The sequence below is a fragment of the Paenibacillus polymyxa genome (genome assembly GCF_018614975.1).
Classification (GTDB): Bacteria; Bacillota; Bacilli; order Paenibacillales; family Paenibacillaceae; genus Paenibacillus; species Paenibacillus polymyxa_E.
In genome coordinates this window covers 1-18050 of sequence record NZ_JAGGNR010000003.1, presented here as the reverse complement: position 1 = coordinate 18050, position 18050 = coordinate 1, and the positions used below count along the sequence as shown (strand labels likewise).

The window sequence follows — 18050 nt, the reverse complement described above, 5'->3', positions numbered from 1 at the left end:
TAGTTGAAGCGTTTGGAAGATAGTGACCAGTAATTAATTCTGTATCTCTCCATTTGCAGAAACGACTGTAGGCCATTCTCCACGAACCATAACGTTCTTATAGCAGGTCACGCCAAGCAGAACCACTTCGAGTGCTCCAAAGAAAAGCATTAAACATCGTGCGATTACTTAATTTAGACGTGTTATATGATGGGAATAAAATTTTATTTTGTTCCCATTGTTCATCACTTAGTTAATACCGTCTTTAAATCATGACTCATGCTCCAATCATTTTTCTCAAATCATATCACATGGCAAACTTTTTAGTTCTCAGACACGTCCTAATTTGCTGGACGTTCATTTCAAACCCGCTCCCGATTCTTTTACAGAGAAAATGTGGCACTTGACTTGACATATCATTTTCTTTTTAAAATATGGAAATAAATATATTTTTCTAATTTTAATTTACAGGAATTAATTGGATTAGTATGATAATATGTTGGAGGTGTTTCAATAAGCATACATAGTAAATACTAGGAGGATGGCATTTTGGAAAGAAAAAAGGATAAAATCACTAAATATGTACTATCATCAACTCTTCTGGCGACTTCTCTCGCTGGGCAAGCATCTGTATATGCTGCAGATGAGAAAGTAACACCTGATGCAACTCAGGCTATAGTTAAGGAACTCATGGAAAAGGGTGTTTTAACAGGTAACCAAAATGGAGATATGAATCTGGATGGCAAACTGACGCGGATTCAGGTAGCAGCGATTTTAGCTAGATCTTTAAATCTTAAATTGGCGGATAACCCAAGCGTTAATTTCAAGGATGTAAGTACTGATAGTTGGGGATTGAAGTATATTGATGCTCTGGAAAAACTGGGAGTAATTACAGGTTCTGCTGGTAAATTCAGACCAAATGATGTAATTACCAAAGAAGAACTTGCAGTAATTCTGGTTCGTGTTACTCAAACAAGCATTATTGGTAAAGGAGACAATCTGACGATCTCAGATAAAGATAGCATTAGCCCTTGGGCAAAAGCATACGTTCAAGCAGCTATCGATGCTAAATTGCTGTCTTCAGATAACGGTCGATTCAACCCAAAAAATCAGGTGACTCGTAAAGAGGTAGCAATAGTTACAGATAGTTTCATTAAAAATGAAAAATATGAAACTTTCAAACAAGTGGCTAATAATTTACTAGACAAAGGTGAAAAAATCTCCAATAGTGACCCGTCTATTTAACTTAATCCACCCCAAAGTTGCTACAACATGTAGTGACTTTGGGGTGTCCTGAAATTTAGGGGGAACAGATGTTTATTTCTGCGTGTATACTTACGAAAAATAACGAAGATACAATAGGCTTAGCTATAAGTAGTTTGAAAAATCATGTAGATAGAGTAATTGTCATAGATACAGGATCGGATGACTCTACGGTTTTTATTGCTTCAGAGTTGGGAGCAGAGATTCATTCATTTTCTTGGTGTAACGATTTTTCGAAGGCGAGAAATTTTTGTCTTGAAATCGTTCAAAATGACAACTGGGTCTTATGGTTGGACTCGGATGAAGCGTTTGTTTGGTCAAATGAAGTTAGTTTTAGAGACTGGGTACAGAAAAAAAACTTTAATCATACCGATGTGCTTGTGCTTGAAATAAGACATATAAGAACTGGAGAGACCAAGGAACTGATCGCTCTTACACATGCGGAAAGATTGTTTACCCCTAAATTTTTTCGATACACTGGAATCGTTCATGAGAGTTTAAGTGATTCTTCTACTAGTGGTTTTCAGAAAACAATTCAAAGCTGTCCATTTGCTTGGATAATACATTCTGGATACTCCCCCGAATTTCAAGAACGCAAGCATCGAAGAAACATGGAACTTTTAACTAGGGAATTAACGGTGACCCCCTCTAACCCATTAACTTTCAGATACATAGCCAATGAGGCTTACAATTGTGGTGATTACAATGAGAGTCTTCTGAACGCTGCGAAAGCCTTGGATAATATTCCATTGACTGGAAGGTATAGTAGGGCGCAAGCCTATTATTATAGCATCATGTCCAATGTACAATTGAAAAAAATCGATGAGGCTCAATTACTGATACAGCGTTCTGTGGCAGAATTACCTCATTACTCAGATCCATATTGCATCGCTGGGGAATTATGCTTTAGTCAATCGCTTTGGGAAGAATCGCTAAGGTGGTTTGATGCATGGTTTGATTCAATTAGGCAGGAAAATGGATTGTTTCCTGATTATTTCATATCCTCAAGGAAACAAATTTATAATCGAAGACAAGAATCATATAAAAATTTACATGGGAACATTTCAATGAAAGAGGTAAAAGAGATGAATCTGGCAGTTTTGGTTACTTATCCTGATCTTGAATCCGATTGGGAAGAGTTAGTCCTTCACATTAAAGAGAAGTTAAAAGATATAAATTACAATATTGGAGTATGGTGTGACAAGAACTTTCCAGTTGAGCAACAGCTTAAAATATTGTGGAATAAAAATAAAATACAACCCATTTATGAAGCAGATTGGCAAAAAGCAGTTCTCAGTTTCACAAAGCAAAATAAAACCGATTACCTATGGAAATGGGAAGCTAATGAACGTTTAACTTCAGAATTTGGTGTGGACACGTTTACTAATTTTATTAATCATTTCAAAAATGAAATTGTTATTAACAGATTTTCTGAACGGGTAGGTTGTTCGTGGCATGAAACACGGATATGGGATGTACGACATGCAGCATATAATGATTCCAAGATGGAAATTAACTACTTGAACAGTGGTGATAACTATCAAGAAAACATGATTATGTTAGAAAAACCTCTTATGGTTCCGAAGGAGCGACAGAAGGATCATATAAAGAGAATCTCATTTTTTCCAGAGTTCAATAAGATGTTAACGAATTTTGGGTGTCAGAGGTATGAAGAAGTAATTAAACAATCAACTTCAATTGAAGATACCTTCTGGCAAACATCTCAATTTTTCAAAGCACTTGCTTATATTTGCCTCGAGAAAATTGACGAAGCAGCTAATATTGTTTATGACATGATAGATAGTGATTCAAATGACAAAGATATTTTTGATTTTATTTACGTACACAGCAAGCTGGCACAGAATGTAACTGTTGATGAAATGAAAAACGATTCCATACAATTATTGAATGAAGTGCTTGAAGCAAATCCTATTATTGAAACAAAACACCTGAAAATTCAGGAGACTCACTGGTGGACGCAGATCGGAGAGTTACAGTGGCAACTAGGCGATGCAGATCAAGCTATTAGAAGTATGCGTCATGGTCTGGAAGTATCTTCATATAAAAATCTGGATTGTGCTTTTCGTTTGGTTGAGATCATTCATGCTCAGTTCAAAGATGATGGTGTTGATAAGGTAATACGTACCATACTGAGTATATTCCAAGATTCAGCTAATGGTAAATCCATTTTGGGTCTGATGTTTGAACATTTGAATCTACAAGATTGGGCTTTATTGTTTAAGAGGGAAGATATTACAGCTGATCTGGATATCTCCGCTGTTGAAAAAGATAACTTGGTGAGTATCATTCTACCTGTCTACAATGATACCCAATACTTGTCTGAAAGTATTAGAAGTATCCTCACGCAAAGTTATGTTAATTTGGAGTTAATCATTATTGATGATGGTTCAACCGTTGATATTAAGCAATATGTAGATAGATACAAATTTGATAGTAGAATTAAATATTTTAGAAGCAAGGAAAATCTAGGAATTCCTAGTGCATTGAATTATGGGGTTACTAAAGCTACAGGGTCCATTATGGCCTGGACATCAGCCGACAATTTTACTCACTCCAAATGGATTGAGAAAATGGTTTTGAAACTAGAGAGTGATCCAACAGCCGTAGCTGCATATTCATCATATTATCACGTGGATGAAGACGGGATTATCATAGGTACTAAAAGAGAACTCAACTATAAACTTAATGGATTACAGAACAGTGGACCTTCATTTTTTTGGAGAACGAATATATTACGTAAATCGGGAGTATTTGACGAATCATTATTTGGAATAGAGGATAGAGATTTTGCCATTCGGATTGCACTGCAAGGTAAGATCGTTTATCTTTCGGAACCTCTCTATTACTATCGGATTCATGAAAAATCACTTTCGTCAAAAATTGAGTTGGGCAGTCATGGTGGTTGGAATGAGTTGCATGGGAAATTGAAGAAGAAATGGATGTATCTGAGTTTTGTTTAACCAGGGGGTAAGGTAGCTTGATTAATCAAATGAATATGGATTCCAGTGGAGATAAACGTTTAGATCAGGAACATTTGGAAATTCAATTAGATAAGTTGAAGTCTGTATATAAAAAAAAGACACTTGAAATTATTAACTTAGAAAAAGAAACCGAAACCATCTCAAAGAAATTAACAAGTGTGGATCTTCAAATTAATGATTATATGGAAAAACTACAAATATTACAAATCCAGATTGATAGTTTGGAAATATCTTTGAATAATGCTAGATTACAAGTTCCTTATGAAAATGATTATACAAATAGGAAACATTATTACCAAGCAACGTATGATTCTGTTGATACTCAGTGCTTCAGTCGTATCCCATTAAAAATTGGCCAACTCAAGCAGGTGATCATCTCATTAGATGGGATGGATTTTCAGATTAAGCGGGCTAATGAATTATTAGGTGATTTGGCTGACAGAGATTACGTGTGTTTTCATTTTGAAAGGGATATAGAAAAAGATGTTGAGTGTATTTCAGAAAACAACTATGTATATAAAAGTGAAGTTCAACTATTAAGCTGGTTAAAGTCTGTAAATATCGTACCTGTAATATTGGTGAATTCTGTACAACAAACAGCACTTTTAGATTTAATTGAAGAAAAGTATATTTGGTATGATGTGTGCAATAATAGCGACCTAATGTGGGGCGAGCAGGCAGCCTCGAAATTAAAGCATTTTGAGTTGCTCGAAGCTGCGGATCTAGTTACGTATTCCGATCGGAAGTGGAAGAGGTACACGCTTTTAAGACATGATTCAATGATATGGAAACCCTATGAAGGATGTTATGAAGCATTAATTAAAATGATTTTTGGGGAGTCTCTCAATGACGATAACTAACAACACAGCTAAACCATATTCAATTGTTCCTCAGGAAATTAAAAATGTACGAGCGGCAACAAATCAGATGCAACTGATTAAAGAAGATTTGCAAATGAAGTTGGAGAGCTTGAATGCAGAATTATCTAAACGTGAAATAGTGGCCATCGAAAAAAATGAAGCTATAAAGCAGCTTAATGAAAGAGTGGTTACTCAAAATTATGAATTAGCTAAATATGATTTATTATATTCTACAGAGTATAGCGCTCAGAATAGATATTATAAAACGGTTGTGGAGTCTCCTATCACTGAAGAAGCAATCCGTATTGTGAACATTATTCAGGAAAATGAATATATTGGAATTGTAGTGTATCCTAATGCTGTACATTGGAATCCAGTACAAAGACCACAACAAATGATGTTAGATTTGGCTAAAAGAGGATACCTTTGTTTCTTTTGCGATACTTCACAAAGTATGAATATACATAAGGAACAAGATCGAATGTACATCATATCCAATCAGAGTCATCTACTCCAAGCACTTCAGACGTATCATGTGCTGGTTCTAAATTCTTGGTTAATGCAAAATGCCTGGATTGAACACTTGCCACATAAAACAATTTGGTATGATGTTTTAGATCGGGTTGATTTTTTCTCGTTCTATGATAAAGGTATGTTAGCAGCACATTATCAAAATTTATATGAAGCCGATCTTGTTACGTATTCCGCACATGCACTATCAGAATACGTCTCTAAACGTAAGGATGCAGTGTACTTACCAAACGCTGTGAAAATTGAAGATTTTGTTATGAATAACCAAATAATCAGTATGCCAGAGGATTTATCTCCTTTCATAAAGCGAGGAAAGAAGACTATTGGTTATTATGGAGCAATTGAAGAATGGTTCGACGTGGATCTTATTTCAAAATTGGCGAAACAGAAAGATATAATAATTATTTTAATAGGTCATTGTGGTCTTTCTGATGTAAAATTCCCGGGAAATGTACATCTTCTGGGACCTAAACCGTATTCAGAATTGAAGAATTATACTGCATTTTTTGATGCAATGATTATTCCTTTTTTGGTGAATGATCTAACAAACGCAGTTTCTCCTGTGAAGTTTTTTGAATACTGTGCAATAGGTAAACCCATTATAACTACCCCCATTGCGGAAGTGGTACAGTATATGGGTCCTGGTATCACTTTAGTCAATACAGATGAGTTTACATCCTTAAATTCATCATTTTGGCGAATGGATTCAAGAGCAGTCCAACACCTTCATAAGATTGCTAATGAAAATCAGTGGAACCGTAGAACATCCACTATTTTGGAACTCTCAGAAAATATCCCTTCATTCTTACCTGTTCTTGCTAATAAAGCTGCTGATCGAGCACAAGTCAATGTATTTGCAGCTACATTCTTAGATTATGAAGGAGAAAATTATTATTCTGGTGGTGCAGAGCGTTATCTTGTAGATCTTCACGAGGTGTGTGCGGACTTGGGGATGAACCTGAATATTTACCAATACGGTCACTATTCGTGGTATCGCAAATATAAAGATATAGATGTCTACAGTTTAGGTCATGAGAAGCTTGATATGGAAGAGTTCACTATGGAGAATCTCTTATCTTTTAGCCGGAGATTCGATTACATGGTTAAAGGGCACTCCATGCTGAACATCTATTCTGCATTTTTTCAATCCTATCCTAACGTGGCACACCCTAGTATAGGGATAAGTCATGGAGTTGCGTGGGATTCGCCACATAGCCAGTTTGAGAATGGTGATCAGTTCTGGAATGTTAACGATAGATACATCCAGAGCGCAGACGATCTCCAAAGGGTTGTATCCGTAGACACGAACACCGCCAATTGGTTCCAAACCGTATCCTATAGCACATCTTTAAAAATAGAAACGATTCCTAATTATGTAGATCGGAATGAATTTTTCCCAGTGAAGAGAAAAAAAGATGGAAAAATAAGAATTGTATACCCACGAAGATTGTATAGGCCACGGGGATTATATATTACTCTTGCAATAGTTGATAGCATATTAAATGATTATCCTGATGTGGAATTCCATTTCGTGGGAAAAGGGTTCCCAGAGGATTTGCAAGCCATATATAACAAGATGGAGCAATGGAAAGGAAGAATATATTGTTACCACAGTGAGCCAGAAGATATGCATGCTGTGTATAAAAGTGCAGATATTGTATTAATTCCAACACTTTACAGTGAAGGAACTAGTCTCTCTTGTTTAGAGGCTTGTGCTACGGGGAATGCCGTAATTGCGACCCGGGTAGGTGGACTTACTGATATTATCATTGACAATCATAATGGATTGTTAATTCATCCGAATGAAGCTTCACTTGAGAAAGCAGTAAGAACTTGCTTGGATAACCCGGAATTGATGAAGAAGTTTGGGGAGAATGCTATTGAAGTTTCTAAGGCGTTCAATAAAGAAATTTGGAAAGAAAGATGGAAAAATGTCATAAAAACTTTGCTTCAGGAACAAGCAATGACAGGGGAAAGCAAGCCTGATTCTATACAATATTCAAAAGCGGAGACCATTGAAATTATAGTTGGGTCAAATGCAGAAAAAAGTAAATGGTTACCCTATGTATCAAGTTGCCTGAAGCAAGGGATGACAGTCTTTATAAGATCGGAACAAGAACCGGATATTTACCTTAGTTTTGCAAGAATTCAGTGGTTGTCATTAGATGCAGAAGTTTATTTTGCTCCGGACACAGTGAAGAAGTTTGTTTAAAGAAAGGGAATGCATATGTCCTCTTTGATCATTTCTGTTTTTGTGTTGATTTGGCACTTTTCATGGAACATAGCGATAAATAAAGCGTTCGGTAGCAGAACTCTACCTATGGCTCATATACTACTTATGAGCCTGCTGGTAGGGCTTTTGTCTGAAAAGGTATATCATCTAAATACGGTGTTTCTTGTTATGATGATTACATTTTTTGGTTTACTTTATTATATCAGTTTAATTCATATTCGATTTTTCGGATATTTGGTACCTTGGGTACAGATCAAAGAATTTTTTTCGAAGAAGAAGACTACTGCCGCAGGCGGAGATATGTTAATGCAGGCGCTTAAGGGACTAGTCAGACCTGCTGATTTAATTTTTTTATTTATTTACATGTTCACTTCTGCAGGTATCCTGCTTGTTCAAGTAGAGGTGCCTAATGTAGTGATGGCTAGTATACTACTAAATTTGGTGTTGGTTTCACTAATCATCGTCACATGCATAAAGTATAAAGCGATCAAGACAGGCAGTGCCAATCCTTATTTATTTGGAATTTTCATTTCTTATTATTTTATATATATGAATGATCTGTTGAGAAAAATACAAAATAAAGAAGTATTTGAACGACTTCAGGAAGAACTGAGTGACAATAAAGAAAGAGAAGACTCTGAAAAAAAGAGTAGACCAAACGATGAATTTTTCGGGAAATGGAAGGGTAAGAATGTGATTCTTATTCAATTAGAATCATTCCAACAATTTCTAATTGGACACAAAGTTAACGGTCAAGAGGTGACGCCGTTTCTTAATCGTATGGCTCGTGAAAATATTGAATTTACAGAAATCTATAGTCAGTTCGCTATGGGACATACTGTCGATGCAGAGTTTGCGGCATTACATTCGCTGTATCCATTAAAGAATGAAATTATCAATTTTAAACATTTTGATAAGCATTTTCGTGGTTTAGCACATATTTTCAAAGAAAATCATTATGAGACCGGGGCCTTCCATGGATATAAGGGGGATTTTTACAATCGGAGAATCATGATGAAGTCTCACGGATTTGATTCCTTCTATGCAGAGGAAGATTTCAATTCCTCCGAGCGGGCTTCCAACTGGATGTCAGATCGATCATTCTTCAAGCAAGCCATTCATAAAATGAAGAATATGAAAGAGCCGTTTTTTTCATTTATGATAACCCTGACATCGCACTTTCCATTTGAATTGGAGCAGAAGTACTGGGGGCTGGACTTAGTGAAGGATCAGACTGATTTTATGTTTGGATACTATCAAAGTGCTAACTACACTGACCGTGCACTGGAGTACTTTTATAACCAATTAATAGAAGAAGGTTTGCACCAAAACACGGTTCTTGCATTCTATGGAGATCATGAAGGAGTCACACTGGAGAATCTGCCGAAGTTGTTCGATATTTTAGGTCTTGAACAAGCCAATATTCTTAAATCCATTAATCAGCAGAGGGTAGCAAAAATTCCATTTATTTTGGCTGCGGCTGATGGGGAACAGGCTGTTCATTTCTCCTCGTCTCATGTTGGCAGTACATTAGATATAAGTGAAACTTTACTGCATTTAATGGGTATTCCAGGAATTTCTTATGCGATGGGGGAAAGTTTATTTACATCCTCGCCGAATAGAACCGTACCTCTAACGCAGTATCCATTGGGTTCATTTGTGTCCAATGATATGTTTTGTTATGCCTCTGTGACGGGGAATTATAGTGAAAGTACTTTTTTTGATCGCAAAAAAAACAGAATGATATTACCGATATCTGGAGAAAACAAGCACCGTTTTAATTACAGCAAGCAACAAATTACTAAATCAGAGTATTTAATAACAGGTAATCATCTTATTAATAGTAGAGAAGAGAAAGTAAACGATTACCCCGAACTAATAGATATTAATCCAAAGTTGGAAGAACTCATTTCTGTTGCTGAACATGATGCTATCATCATACCAATAGGAAAAGGTTTTGAGGATGAGTATAAGAGGCAGACACTAAATAATCCTTTGATTTTAGAAAATCTTCAGAGGTTCTATTGTTTGCAGACGAACCGGAATATCCAATTTTATTCTTTAATTGATTTTGATATGAATCAACAAAAGATTTATTTTGAAGATCCACAATATATCGATGGTATTCGTGATAGAGGCTATCTTGTTTCTGATGCGATAGCTGACTCACTAGAAAATTTCCTGAATAGTTTGCCAGATGATGTATGTATTGTAGTTACTGCCAAGGACGATGCGTCAAGCAAGATTGACGATCTATACTATAACACAATTCAAACGTATGGATTTAGCCAACTGAAGGCAGGATCTAATTACCGCTGTAGTTATATTAATTTAATTTATAAAAATAAGGAATTCGCTTCATTTTATGAAATGGTTTCAACTGAGCCGATCCAACTTCACTTGGACAAAAACCAGTTCTTTAATGGAGTGTACATTCCGTTTAAACTCAGTGCGATGAGCATGGGTGCACTTGTCGGGAATCATTCTGAGATCAATATTAATGGTTCTTCCCATAGTTTAAATCATCGTGGGCTTAATATTGTTGTAGTCGATATGAAGACATCAAAGGTATTGCAATCGGTTTGGACAGATACGTATATTAGTACAATTGTCAATAATGGAATGTATAAAGCTGTAAAAAGTGATGCTATAAATGGGGGGTAAGTATTTTGTTTGTGCTTAGTTTAAATATAGCTGCAACAACACTTGCTCTCTTGTGGATTTCCATACTTGCTTCTTTTTCACTAAAGAGAGGACAAGGGCATATTAAGATACAGTCAGAGGAAGAAGAAGTAGAAGTGGTAAAGTCGTTCATTGTGCAAGAAGAACCTGAGCAATCCAATGCTGTTATTTTTTCGGAGTGGTATAAATTATTGGAGAAAGATCTTGAGACTCCTATTAAGATTGTCTATAACCCACAGTGGTATCGAGCATCGGAGGAGTACAATAAATTCAAGGACTTTTATAGAAGTAAAGCTGTAACTTTGGTTAAGGAACGAAATCTTGATTTTCAAGTAGAGCGACCTATAGTACATTTTGATGATCCGCTCCTCATGCCATTATTATGGAACAAAGGATACAATATCAAAGTTGTCCAGGGGAAAAGCTTTGCGGATTTGTTAAATGAAGTCAATCCATTTACATTAATTTTACTTTCTGTGAAGGATGATGGTTCTCAAGCACTAAATCATAAATGGCAAGAGAAACTTGCAGATTACGGTGTGCAGAAGTTGACTCGTGAATATTTGCGTTCAAGTTACATGAATGTAATTTGGAAAAAGGGGCAACGAGAGTATATCAGCCTGTATGAAGACGTTTCTGACAAAGCATTATCTAAGGAGATTAAATCGGGTTATAAAATTAATGATTTTGTCATGCCAATTCATCTGGAAATGAAGAGCGCAGGCTATAACAGTGGCAATATTTCGAGTGTGAAAATAGGAGGAGAAGAATATTCTCCTAATTTACGAGGCATGAATATTGTGTTGTATGATTTAATGGAATCAAAAGTGAAAAGTGTTCACAGAGTGGATACGTTTGTGAGTATTTTTGAAGATAATACGATATATTGTGCATATCCTGAGGAGGAACAAATGTGAATGCCGAACTAGATCTCACACTATTGGATCGTGGAGCCATTTACATTCCACTTTCTAGTTTTCCTAAAAGTCAGATTGGCTTGGCTTACGCTGCATATTGTAGTAATTTTTATCGAGAGAACAAAATACGAATTGAAGACTTTACTAAGCTGAATTTGGAATTAAATCGAAAAATAGTATACTTTCATCCAAGTATCTATATACCTCAATTACGTCGATATAATTATTCTGTAGAAGTTGCACAGGGGAAATCCCTGGTTCAGTATCTGATGGAAATGGAAGTAAGATCTTATGTTGTAATCTCCATTAAAGATGATGGAAGTCAACAAATCAAGGATGACATCCTGGAATCAGTCAAGACTCTCGGTATTACAATGTTGGATAGAAGAAAACTCCGTTGTAGTTATATTTGGCTGGCACGAAAAACAGATGAGAATAATTATGAAGTAATACATCAAGATTGTTCAGCGGAAGAATTGTGTTGGGAAGGAATGTTAGACGGTAACCAGTTACTCATAAAAAGTAGCGGAGCAACCTCAGGAAATTATAGCAGCGTAATCTTAAATGGCGTTGAGAGAAGTCTGAATTCCCGAGGAATGAACATTGTAAGTTGGACGGAATCTCATCAGGTAAACACAACTAATTTTGACACGTTCTCTACAGTTTACATCCAAGGTAGTTTATTCAAGGCTACACCTCCTTCCTCTTCCTTAAAAAGAGATGACACTCAATTTAGTGTTGTTAGTCATGCTGGGGGCATGTTTCAGGGTGTTACTTATACGAACTGCAGAGAAGCGATTGAATGGAATTACAGGGTCAAAGGGCATCGCATTTTTGAAATCGATTTTGAGTTAACCACTGATGGTGAAATGGTTGCTAGACATGATTGGCAAGCATATTTATACGATCACTTAGAGCAGAAACGCCCCGAAGGAATAGAAGAAGATGAGCCTCTTTCTCTGGAGAGATTTAAGGAACTTAGAGTTTTAAATAGGTTTACACCACTTACAATTACAGATATCTACGAGCTGATGGCTAATTATCCCGATTTATATATCGTAACAGATACTAAATATCTGGAAGCTGACATTATAAAGGCTCAATTCAATAGAATCATATCAGCAGTTGAACCTTATGGTTATGATTTACTTATGCGCATCGTGCCGCAGATCTACTCGGAAGAAATGTATTCAATTCTGGAGGAGTTATTCCCATTTTCAAGTTATATATATACACTATATGCAACGAACTCTACTGATGAACAGGTGATTCAATTTGTTCAAGACAAATCCATTGATGTAGTGACTACATATCCAGAGCGATACCGCTCTGATTTTGGGTTAAAATTAAAATCACTCGGCGTGGAAGTTGTACTGCATACAATTAACGATCTGGAGCAGGTTAAAAAATACGTCAATATGAATGTTAATGGTTTTTATACAGACATCTTATCCTTCACAGATATAACGACTGAAATTACGAGATATCAATCCGAGGCTAGGGCTATCAGAGATATGTTGCTACTATACATTGAAAAAAGATTTGAGAAGTCTTCAAATGTAGGAAAAATATTCGAGGGATATAGCAAACAAACCCTTGAAGAGATTGCTCCAAAGCTTTTTCTAATAAATACGTTGGAGGAATTTAATCTATTTTACGACGAGATTAAGTCTAACTAGAGAATCTAGCCGAGATAGTACAGCGATTGGTTCTATAGCGACCAACTAGACAGCCGTATTGAGGTGTCTAGTTGGTCGGTGATAAAAGTATGTGCTCATTTTGTTGTATAGGGCTAGCTCTGGATGTTCTCCTCTCTAGTATGAGAGGGATATCCTATTGTAACTAAAAATTAACTCAGTACACGAATAACAATATCCTGATCATGATTACCAAAACCGGCACCATAGATCGTTAATCCGCCTACGTTGGAGCTTTTCTCGTCAACTGTGAAGCGAAGCGTCCAGAACGGTTCGCTAAGCTTAATATCCGCGAGTGTGATGTCTGAAATCCGCTCACCATCCATATAGGCACCGGACGCATCAATACGGATGGTCTTCAATAATCCATACTGATTCACATTGCGATGCCACCATTCTGGTGTATACTTGCCGCGTGCTGCTCTGCCAAAGTCGGCAGGGCTTGTCCACGTTCCAAGAGAAATGCCATTGAAGGTGAAACGAATATCGGAAGGCCAATGGTCCCGTAATCCCGGAGCCTCAGAGGCTAGTTCCATTGAAATTTCGATAGCCTCGGTAGTCTGATTCGGTAGTACAAAGTTAGGTGTTTTATATTCAACATAGCCCTTCCCAAACCACAGGATAGCAGCGTGTACCCGCTCGGGATCAAGGAAGTAACGCGGATCGTCCCATACGCCGATTTCTTTCTCAAGTGTCCCTAGCCCACAAGTAGGGTGGATATCAAAAGCAGTATAGTGCCCGATGGATATCGTCTGCTCTCTGGTTCGTGAAGTTCGGCTTGCGGATGGCAGCTCGATCTCAATCTGATTTTGCTTGAGGTAACATAATTTGTGTGTTCCTCCGTTGATGCGAACTCGTTTGCTCTCAATTAGACCCGCATCCTCCAGTTTGCGAATATGCATCGTGACAATGGAGGGGCTGAGCTCTAATGCTGCGGCAATATCCTTCACATTCTTTTCGCGATCTGCAATCATATCCATGATTCTCCATCTGACTTCGCTTGCCAGCGCCTCATATAAAGGAAGGAACTGGAGCTCCCCATTTGCTTTGATCATCTGTACAACTCCCTACCCTCAATCTTCTAAAATCACATATATATTAATTTAATAAAATTAAACTCCAAGATGCAATCTAGATTCATTGCAAGTTTACACCTAATGGTGTTTAATTTTTTTAGTTGTTACGAAGTTGAATTCTTATATTTGTGAATTTTATAATAAGAGGTGGAATGGAGTAATGAAATACAATAACCCTGTTGTAAAAGGTTTCTATCCAGACCCTAGTGTGATCAAAGTCAATGATACGTACTATATGGTGTGCAGTTCCTTTCAATACTTTCCTGGCGTACCGCTCTTTGAGAGTAAGGATTTGCTGAATTGGAGGCAGATTGGTCACTGCCTCACTCGTAAAAATCAGATTGATTTGGAAACCGTGAACAGCTCCGGGGGTGTATTTGCCCCAACGATCAGGCATAATGACGGACGTTTTTACATGGTGACAACAAATGATACGACGCATCAGAATTTCTATGTCTGGACGGACGATATCTACGGAGAATGGTCTGAGCCTATCGATGTGGATCAAGGTGGGATTGATCCGGATTTGTATTTTGAAGATGGGAAGACCTTGTTTATGAGTAACGGGGTAGATGATGAGGGTGTTGGCGGAATTGTCCAGTGTGAGCTTGAGATTGAAACTGGTCGCAAAACGACCCCGAGTCGTTCGATATGGAACGGAACAGGTGGACGATATCTGGAAAGCCCGCATCTTTATAAAATGAACGGTTACTATTACCTGCTTGCAGCTGAGGGCGGCACGGAGTATGGTCACATGGTTACGTATGCTCGGGGAACTTCTTCTTCAGGTCCATTTGAAGCCTATGCGCACAATCCGGTTCTGACCAACCGCAATCTGGGAGGTTATGAGTTGCAGGGTGTGGGGCATGGTGATCTGGTTCAGGATGATTGGGGAAACTGGTGGCTCTTTCACCTGGGATTCCGACAGATCGGTAGATGGGCTACGTACCATCATCTGGGCCGTGAAGTGTTCCTGACTCCGATTACGTTTGATGAAGACGGATGGTTTACAGCCGGGCATGAAGGCACAACACTGACGAGTTTTGAGACCAATCGTATCCCGGGCACGGTGATCCAGCAGGATAAGAAGAATTATACGTTTGAAAATACAGATTGGAACCTCGACTGGTGTTACCTTCGTCATCCAAATACAGAGCATTATCAGCTTGAATCGGACAAGCTTACGCTAAGAGGAACTGAAGTGACACTGGACGTTCCAGCATCCCCGACGTTCATCGGGTTACGTCAACAAGACTTTAATGCTATGATCTCTGTCGATGTCAGTCTAACGAACGGCGAAGCTGGTATCACGATCTATATGGATGAGAATCATCATTATGAAGTGGCTATTCGTCAGGAGCAGGACGGCTATAAGTTGATCGAGCGTCTGAATATCGGTGATATCAAAACCATTGAACACGAAGTGGATCTGGGAAATAAACAGTATGCAACGCTGGTCATCCGCTCAAGTCAAGAACGCTACAGCTTCATTCTTCAAGCAGATGGTGAAGAGATTCTGCTGGGCACGGCACAGACGAGATACCTTTCCTCGGAGGTGGCAGGAGGTTTTACAGGCGTACTTATTGGTTTATACGCGACTGGGCAAGATGCTACGGCTAAGTTTACAAATTTTAAATGTGAATATCATTAAGAAGTGAAGAGGAGGGCCTAAGGGTCCTTCTCTTTTTTGAAATTTGTGTCAAAATAAAGAAATAGATCTATTAATAAATGCCAATAGAAGAGAGGTATGTAAACATGGAAGTACATTATAAAATGCCAGAATCCTTAGAAGGCATCGTTCGAATAGATAAAGAATTACGTAAAAAACATGATGGAACCCTTCAAGATTATATGGGTTTTTATATTAGTTTTAACAATGATGAGGATAGATACTACTGTACGCCAGATGATGCCATTATATTTGGAAGAACAGGGGCAGATGGTGACCATTTTGCTTTTTTCACGTTTAACAGATCCATTAGTGATTTGGAAGAAGCTCCGGTTATCTTTATCCAACCTACGGCGTTTGGTAATCAAGTAACTTTAGTGGCCAGAAACTTTAAGGATTTTGTAGCATTATTTATTAATCTTAAGGAAGTATATGTTTTGGAGAGATTTCGATTTTATAAGAACAAATTAGATTTTATGAATGACTATAACGATAACTATTTGAAAGATATAAGAATGAGAGAGAGTGATTATAATTTAATTATCGAACTGTTAAAAGAGAATATTAAAGGGATAACAGAAATTGATGATGTGTACGAATACATGATTGAATTCAAAAAACAAATAGAACTAGGGATAAACAATGATGATTTTGCATGATATCAATATGGCATCACTAAATAATCTACATGTAACAAAAGGTTAAAAGAACGTGTTATTTAATTATATAGCTTGATTGAATAACCAAGGAGGAGTTGTATGGAGGATCAATGGAGAATTGCAAAGTATGATCCGGCATGGCGTGATTTGTTTCTCGAAACGGGTTCGAAATTAAGAGAAGCGTTAGGAGAAAAGGCCGTGCGAATTGATCATGTTGGGTCCACTTCAATTGTCGGAATAGATGCCAAACCCATCATAGATATACAAATATCTGTTTCCCAGTATGAAAATTTGTTGGACTACAAACATGAGATCGAAACAGTCGGATTTGTATTCAGAGCAGAAAATCCAGATAAGTCTAAACGTTACTTTCGTGAAGAACCCGGAAACAGAAGGATACATATACACGTTAGACAAGTAGGCAGTTTCTCCGAGCAGATGACCTTGCTGTTCAGAGACTATTTAAGGGAGCATCCAGAAGATTGTTTGAAATATGCAGAAGAAAAGCACAGACTCATGTCATTGTATAAAGATCAGCGTCCCAAATATGTTGAAGGAAAAGGACCAATGGTGTGGAGCATATTACAGAGAGCACATCGTTGGTCTCAAGAAATCGGATGGCAACCGGCAAAATCTGACGCATGAGCACATCCAATGATAGAGATAACTGTATTGGAGGATGAGATGAACATGGGAAGAAAGCTGATGACAACCGTTCTAACCATCATTTGTTTTACTTTGGCTGCAAGTCTCATATCGATGAATGAATCCTACAGTTTTGATTTTTACATTCTTATTTATCTGGTATACGCGACTCCCTTGATCCTGTTGATCGGGCTACCTTTATCGATATTGCTAGACTATCTGCTCAGCCGAATACAATTCCCCAATCATGTGTTGTATCTAAGTACTAGGATATTAGGCTATGCATGTGCTGGAGTTTTAGGCATGTATATTTATTATCTGGTCATGGGCGCAGGAGAAGCAATCTTGGATTTCAAAGAGACGTTAGTTCTGACCTTATTTGGCGTTCTTGCCGCTATTCTATTTGTACTGATCGATATGGGATTGGAAGTTCTGTTAAAAATGCGAAGCAGAAAGAGTTGAGTTGAATTGAGTTAAATGGATTCGTCAGGAGGAGATGTATTGAGGATAAACAAAAGAGTAATGAATCTATCAGCCTGGCTTGCTGTATTAGCCGTCCTATGTATTCCTGGAACTTTACATACTGAAGATGGACCGCTCCGAACAGATTATGGTTTCCCGCTCCGATTCTTTACGGATTATCATTATGCTAATTCTGAGGGAACAATCTGGTTTATATCTGGCATCTATTTAAATGTACTTCTATATTTGTTTAATGTCCTGTTTATTTATGCAGGTATTCATGTAATTTTGTATATAAAAAAGCACGCGTGTTGAATAACCAATAAAAGGTAGAAAAAGAACCGCAACCTCGGTAAATGTTTGTACCCCTACAAA

Annotated in this window: 12 protein-coding genes and 1 pseudogene; 11 read left to right on the top strand and 2 right to left on the bottom strand. The window is 37.5% G+C overall.

What is annotated here, in order from left to right; translation table 11 throughout:
- Positions 1-97: 97 nt before the first annotated feature.
- Positions 98-220, bottom strand: a pseudogene (locus J7E78_RS29935) (transposase); the annotation flags it as partial.
- A 308-nt stretch (positions 221-528) separates the two neighbouring features.
- On the opposite strand from J7E78_RS29935, the gene J7E78_RS00540 reads away from it, so the two are divergent.
- The 7 genes from J7E78_RS00540 (at position 529) to J7E78_RS00510 (ending at position 13146) form a co-directional block, all read left to right on the top strand.
- Complete coding sequence (locus J7E78_RS00540) at positions 529-1224, top strand: S-layer homology domain-containing protein (RefSeq protein WP_215074456.1); 696 nt, start codon at positions 529-531, stop codon at positions 1222-1224.
- Between the two features lie 68 nt (positions 1225-1292).
- Positions 1293-4223, top strand: coding sequence for a glycosyltransferase (locus J7E78_RS00535; protein WP_215074455.1), 2931 nt, complete (start codon positions 1293-1295; stop codon positions 4221-4223).
- Between the two features lie 17 nt (positions 4224-4240).
- A complete protein-coding gene (locus J7E78_RS00530) occupies positions 4241-5104 on the top strand; it encodes a hypothetical protein (RefSeq protein ID WP_215074454.1) in 864 nt (287 codons plus the stop codon).
- Entirely contained in the window at positions 5091-7847 is a 2757-nt protein-coding gene (locus J7E78_RS00525) for a glycosyltransferase (RefSeq protein ID WP_215074453.1), read from the top strand. The genes J7E78_RS00530 and J7E78_RS00525 overlap by 14 nt, the downstream gene beginning before the upstream one ends.
- Before the next feature lie 108 nt (positions 7848-7955).
- Positions 7956-10532, top strand: a complete 2577-nt coding sequence (locus tag J7E78_RS00520; RefSeq protein ID WP_215074452.1) for a sulfatase-like hydrolase/transferase — start codon at positions 7956-7958, stop codon at positions 10530-10532.
- A gap of 11 nt (positions 10533-10543) precedes the next feature.
- A complete protein-coding gene (locus tag J7E78_RS00515; RefSeq protein WP_311516901.1) occupies positions 10544-11467 on the top strand; it encodes an interleukin-like EMT inducer domain-containing protein in 924 nt (307 codons plus the stop codon).
- Positions 11464-13146 carry an interleukin-like EMT inducer domain-containing protein gene (locus J7E78_RS00510; RefSeq protein WP_215074450.1) on the top strand — a complete coding sequence of 561 codons (1683 nt, stop codon included), beginning with the start codon at positions 11464-11466 and terminating at the stop codon, positions 13144-13146. The genes J7E78_RS00515 and J7E78_RS00510 overlap by 4 nt, the downstream gene beginning before the upstream one ends.
- A gap of 170 nt (positions 13147-13316) precedes the next feature.
- Here the strand turns inward: J7E78_RS00510 and J7E78_RS00505 are convergent, their stop codons facing one another.
- A complete protein-coding gene (locus J7E78_RS00505) occupies positions 13317-14219 on the bottom strand; it encodes an ArsR/SmtB family transcription factor (protein WP_215074449.1) in 903 nt (300 codons plus the stop codon).
- Between the two features lie 181 nt (positions 14220-14400).
- On the opposite strand from J7E78_RS00505, the gene J7E78_RS00500 reads away from it, so the two are divergent.
- The 4 genes from J7E78_RS00500 (at position 14401) to J7E78_RS00485 (ending at position 17675) form a co-directional block, all read left to right on the top strand.
- Positions 14401-15891: a glycoside hydrolase family 43 protein gene (locus J7E78_RS00500; RefSeq protein ID WP_215074448.1), complete on the top strand. Its 1491-nt coding sequence runs from the start codon at positions 14401-14403 to the stop codon at positions 15889-15891.
- A 104-nt stretch (positions 15892-15995) separates the two neighbouring features.
- Positions 15996-16568 (top strand): hypothetical protein, encoded by a 573-nt coding sequence (locus J7E78_RS00495; RefSeq protein ID WP_215074447.1) that lies wholly within the window; start codon positions 15996-15998, stop codon positions 16566-16568.
- 99 nt (positions 16569-16667) lie between these two features.
- Positions 16668-17213, top strand: a complete 546-nt coding sequence (locus tag J7E78_RS00490) for a GrpB family protein (RefSeq protein ID WP_215074446.1) — start codon at positions 16668-16670, stop codon at positions 17211-17213.
- 45 nt (positions 17214-17258) lie between these two features.
- Entirely contained in the window at positions 17259-17675 is a 417-nt protein-coding gene (locus J7E78_RS00485) for a hypothetical protein (RefSeq protein ID WP_215074445.1), read from the top strand.
- Positions 17676-18050: the final 375 nt, after the last annotated feature.